The sequence below is a fragment of the bacterium genome, assembly GCA_035945995.1.
GTDB lineage: Bacteria > Sysuimicrobiota > Sysuimicrobiia > Sysuimicrobiales > Segetimicrobiaceae > DASSJF01.
This window is the reverse complement of the sequence record DASYZR010000113.1, coordinates 1-3,546: the sequence shown is the minus strand read 5'-3', so window position 1 is coordinate 3,546 and position 3,546 is coordinate 1. Positions and strand designations below refer to the sequence as shown.

Below are 3,546 nucleotides of genomic sequence, written 5' to 3'. Positions count from 1 at the left end.
TTCACGATCGCGATCCGAAAGCCCCCCGGCGGCATCGCATGGTGCTCGGGGAGGATCGTCTCGTCGAACGTGATCTGGATGCTCGAGATTCCGTCCACGCCGCGCAGCGCGTCGACGTCCGCGGGATCGATCGTGTAGCGCGGGCCGTGCGGCGCGAACAACACGACGCTGTATCCGGTCCGCCGCGCCCGGTCGCGGAACCGCCAGCGGCCGTGGGCGTAGAGGTCGACCACGCTTTCGAGCCAGCCCGGACCGTTCAGATCGAGCCACTGCTCCGCCATCCGGAGATGACACTCGATGATGACGCCCCCGATCGTTTCGAGGTTCACGACCCCGGTAAACCCGCGGAGGTGCCGGCGGGCCCATCCGCCCAGGCGCCGCTCGAGCGATGGGAGGCGCTCGGCCATGACGGTCCAGTAGTCGAACGTTCCCCCGCCCAGGCGCCGCCCGAGCGTGTGGCGCCACCACCGCGGCCGGCCTTCGCCGAGCGCGATGTCGGTGCTGATGTGCCGCCCCCGCAGCAGCCGCATCCACAGATGTCCCGGCGCGAACCGGGCCGCCATCTCGGACGGCGACCGGACGACGAATCCGTGGGCGCCCATCCCGTGCAGGTTCATGACCGGCTTGCTGAAGACCGGATAGCGCCGCGGCGCGACTCCATGCGGTCCGTACGGCACGCCCTGGCTGCCGCACACGAAGAGTTTGTCGTAGACGTGACGATGGGCGGGATAGAGCCGCCACCCGGTGGGGTCGTCGACGGGCACGACCGTGCCGGGCGGCACCGTCACGCCCTCGAAGTATTGCCAGCGCCACACGTCGACCCCCGGAAAGCGCGGGCCGCCGCCCGGCGGCATCTCACGGACGATGTGATGGAGACGCAGCCGCGTGGCACGCCGCGGCGGCAATGACCGCGTCACGCCTCGAGGTCCACCTCGAGCGGCAGGAGCACCGCCCCGCAGAGATGGTACCAGCCGACCGTCAGCGCGAGATCGACGATCTGCGCCGGCGCGAAGTGGGCCCGCAGCGCCTCGAACGTCGCGTCGGCGGCGTGGCGCGAGGTCGCGACCTCGTGGGCGTAGGCCATCGCGGCGCGCTCCGCCGCGGTGAACGCGGTACTCGTCTGCCAGGCCGGCAACGCCGCGAGTTTCTCGTCGGACACGCCGGCGCGACGGGCGGCGGCCGTATGGTGCACCTGCTCGTACCGGACGCCGAGCGCGTAGGCCGTCGCGAGAATCGTCAATTCACGGAGCGGCGCCGCCAGCGCGCTCTCGTCGCGCACGTAGCGCGACATGCCGAGAAACGCGCGCAGGGCCGGCGGCTGGTTCGCCAGCACGCGGTACAGGTTGAGCAGCGGACGGCCGAGCGCCCTCACGGCGGCATAGGCCTCGGCGGCACCATCGGCGTTCGCGTCCGGATCCGGCACGTAGGGAAGTCTGGCCATGGAGGGTCGGGTTCGCTGACGCGGCGCGCGCGGCCTCCCCGGAGCGGCGGCGCGCCCGGAGGAAGCCCCCGGGCGCGCCGAGAAAGGCGCACCCTCATGGCGGAGATGCGCGCCGCGCTGATTCACAAAGCCCATGACATCCGTGTGGAGGCCGTCCCCCTGCCCGAGCCGCGGGACGGAGAAGTGCTGCTCCGCGTCCGCGCCGTAGGCGTGTGCGGCAGCGACCTTCATTATTATCGCGAGGGCGGCGTCGGCTCGGCGTGGGTGACGTCCCCGCTGATTCTCGGCCACGAGTTCGCCGCCGAAGTCGCCGACGATCGCGGCCGGCCGCACGGTCTGCCGGCCGGGACGCTCGTGGCCGTCGACCCGGCGCGTCCCTGCGGACGCTGCGAATGGTGCCTCCGCGGCGATCAGAACCTGTGCCCCGACGTGAAATTTGCCGGCACCCCCGGGCTCCACGGCGGTCTGGCCGAGTACCACGCGGCGCCTCCGGACGCCCTGTTCCCCGTCCCGGACGGCTTCGATCCGGCGACCACGGCGTTGCTCGAGCCGCTCGGCGTGGCGATCTTCGCGCTCGATCTGGCGCGCCTCCGGCCGATGGACACCGTCGCGGTGATCGGCGCGGGACCGATCGGATTGCTGCTGCTCCAGGTGGCGCGGGAAGCCGGCGCGGGGCGCGTCTGGACGATCGACCCGATCGGGTACCGCGCCGAGGCCGCCAAGCGGCTCGGCGCGGACGACGCGGCCACGAATCTCCGGGCGGTCGCCGGGTGGACCAACGGCCGGGGCGCCGACGTAGTGCTCGAGGCGACGAACTCGCCCACCGGGCCGGAGGACGCGGTGGCCTGCGCGGCGGTCGGCGGGCGCGTCATTCTCGTCGGCATCCCGGACGGCGACCGTTTCGGTCTCGTCGCGTCGGAGGTGCGGCGGAAGGCGCTGACGATGAAGTGGCAGCGGCGCATGGGGCACGTATATCCGCGCGCGATTCAGATGGTCCAGGCCGGGCGGGTCAACGTCGGGCCGATCGCCACGCACACGTTTCCGCTAGACCGCGTCCCGGACGCCTTCCGGTTCCAGAACGCGTACCAGGAAGGCGTGCTCAAGACGATGATCGAGATCGGCTAACCCAACCCTAACCGAGCGGCAAGACAGGCCGACCGCGCGATTTCCCCCGTTCATTTACCTGGCCGGGTTACGAGGGGCTTATATCACCGTTGCGGTGAGGGGTAGCGCCCGAAAGGGTCGCAGCCCCGGTTCACCGAACCGCCATTTCCAACCTCTGACAGTCATGGAGGCCGACGAATGGCTCGTCGGGCCGGGAAGCGGGTCGCGAAGCGGCTGGTCAAAAGACGGCCGACGCAATCCGCTCGGCGCGCGAGCCGCATGGCCCCGCCTCCTGCCGAGCGTCTCCACAATCTTCCTCCCCAACTCACCAGCTTCGTCGGCCGCGAGCAGGAGATCGCGGAGATCAAACGCCTCCTGACCACGACCCGTCTGCTCACCCTGACCGGCTCCGGCGGTTGCGGCAAGACCCGGCTGGCGCTCCAGGTGGCTGCGGAGGTCCTGGAAGAGTTTCCCCATGGGGTGTGGCTCGTGGAGTTAGGGACGTTGTCCGACCCGAGCCTTGTCCCGAAAGTGGCGGCCTCTGCGCTCGGCCTGCCTGAGCAGCCGGGCCGGCCGCTGATTGAGACGCTCACGGGTGCGCTGCGGAGCAAGTCGGCTCTCTGCATCTTGGACAATTGCGAGCACCTGCTGGTTGCGTGTGCACAACTGACCGATGCGCTCCTGCGGACCTGCCCCAACGTGCGGATTCTCGCGACGAGCCGGGAGGCCCTCGGGGTAATGGGGGAGACCACCTTGCGTGTCCCCTCGCTCTCCCTCCCCGACCTGCAGCATCTCCCGCCCCTGGACCGCTTCACTGAATACGAAGCCATTCGGCTGTTTCGCGATCGGGCGGTCGCGAGTACACCGCAGTTCACCGTGACCAGCAGCAACGCCCCGGCGGTCGCGCAAGTGTGCCATCGGTTGGACGGCATCCCTCTTGCCATCGAACTCGCGGCGGCCCGCATCAAGGTGCTGGCGGTGGAACAGATTGCCGCGCGGCT

The 3,546-nt window shown here is 70.4% G+C and carries 4 protein-coding genes; 2 read left to right on the top strand and 2 right to left on the bottom strand.

What is annotated here, in order from left to right:
• Together VGZ23_12865 and VGZ23_12860 are read right to left on the bottom strand one after the other, a co-directional pair.
• On the bottom strand, window positions 1-917 hold a 917-nt coding region (locus tag VGZ23_12865), incomplete at its 3' end, for a hypothetical protein (GenBank protein HEV2358480.1).
• Window positions 914-1,441 carry a carboxymuconolactone decarboxylase family protein gene (locus VGZ23_12860; GenBank protein HEV2358479.1) on the bottom strand — a complete coding sequence of 176 codons (528 nt, stop codon included), beginning with the start codon at window positions 1,439-1,441 and terminating at the stop codon, window positions 914-916. The genes VGZ23_12860 and VGZ23_12865, both read right to left, overlap by 4 nt.
• Window positions 1,442-1,537: 96 nt before the next feature.
• On the opposite strand from VGZ23_12860, the gene VGZ23_12855 reads away from it, so the two are divergent.
• Both VGZ23_12855 and VGZ23_12850 read left to right on the top strand, forming a co-directional pair.
• On the top strand, window positions 1,538-2,566 hold the full coding sequence (locus VGZ23_12855; GenBank protein ID HEV2358478.1) for an alcohol dehydrogenase catalytic domain-containing protein: 1,029 nt from the start codon (window positions 1,538-1,540) through the stop codon (window positions 2,564-2,566).
• A gap of 258 nt (window positions 2,567-2,824) precedes the next feature.
• Window positions 2,825-3,546 (top strand): AAA family ATPase (locus VGZ23_12850; GenBank protein HEV2358477.1); only part of this gene is annotated, 722 nt, incomplete at its 3' end.

Excerpts from the sequence above, each read along its gene's own strand:
- VGZ23_12860 (HEV2358479.1), bottom strand. The coding sequence starts at position 1,441 with ATGGCCAGACTTCCCTACGTGCCGGATCCGGACGCGAACGCCGATGGT.
- VGZ23_12855 (HEV2358478.1), top strand. The coding sequence starts at position 1,538 with ATGGCGGAGATGCGCGCCGCGCTGATTCACAAAGCCCATGACATCCGT.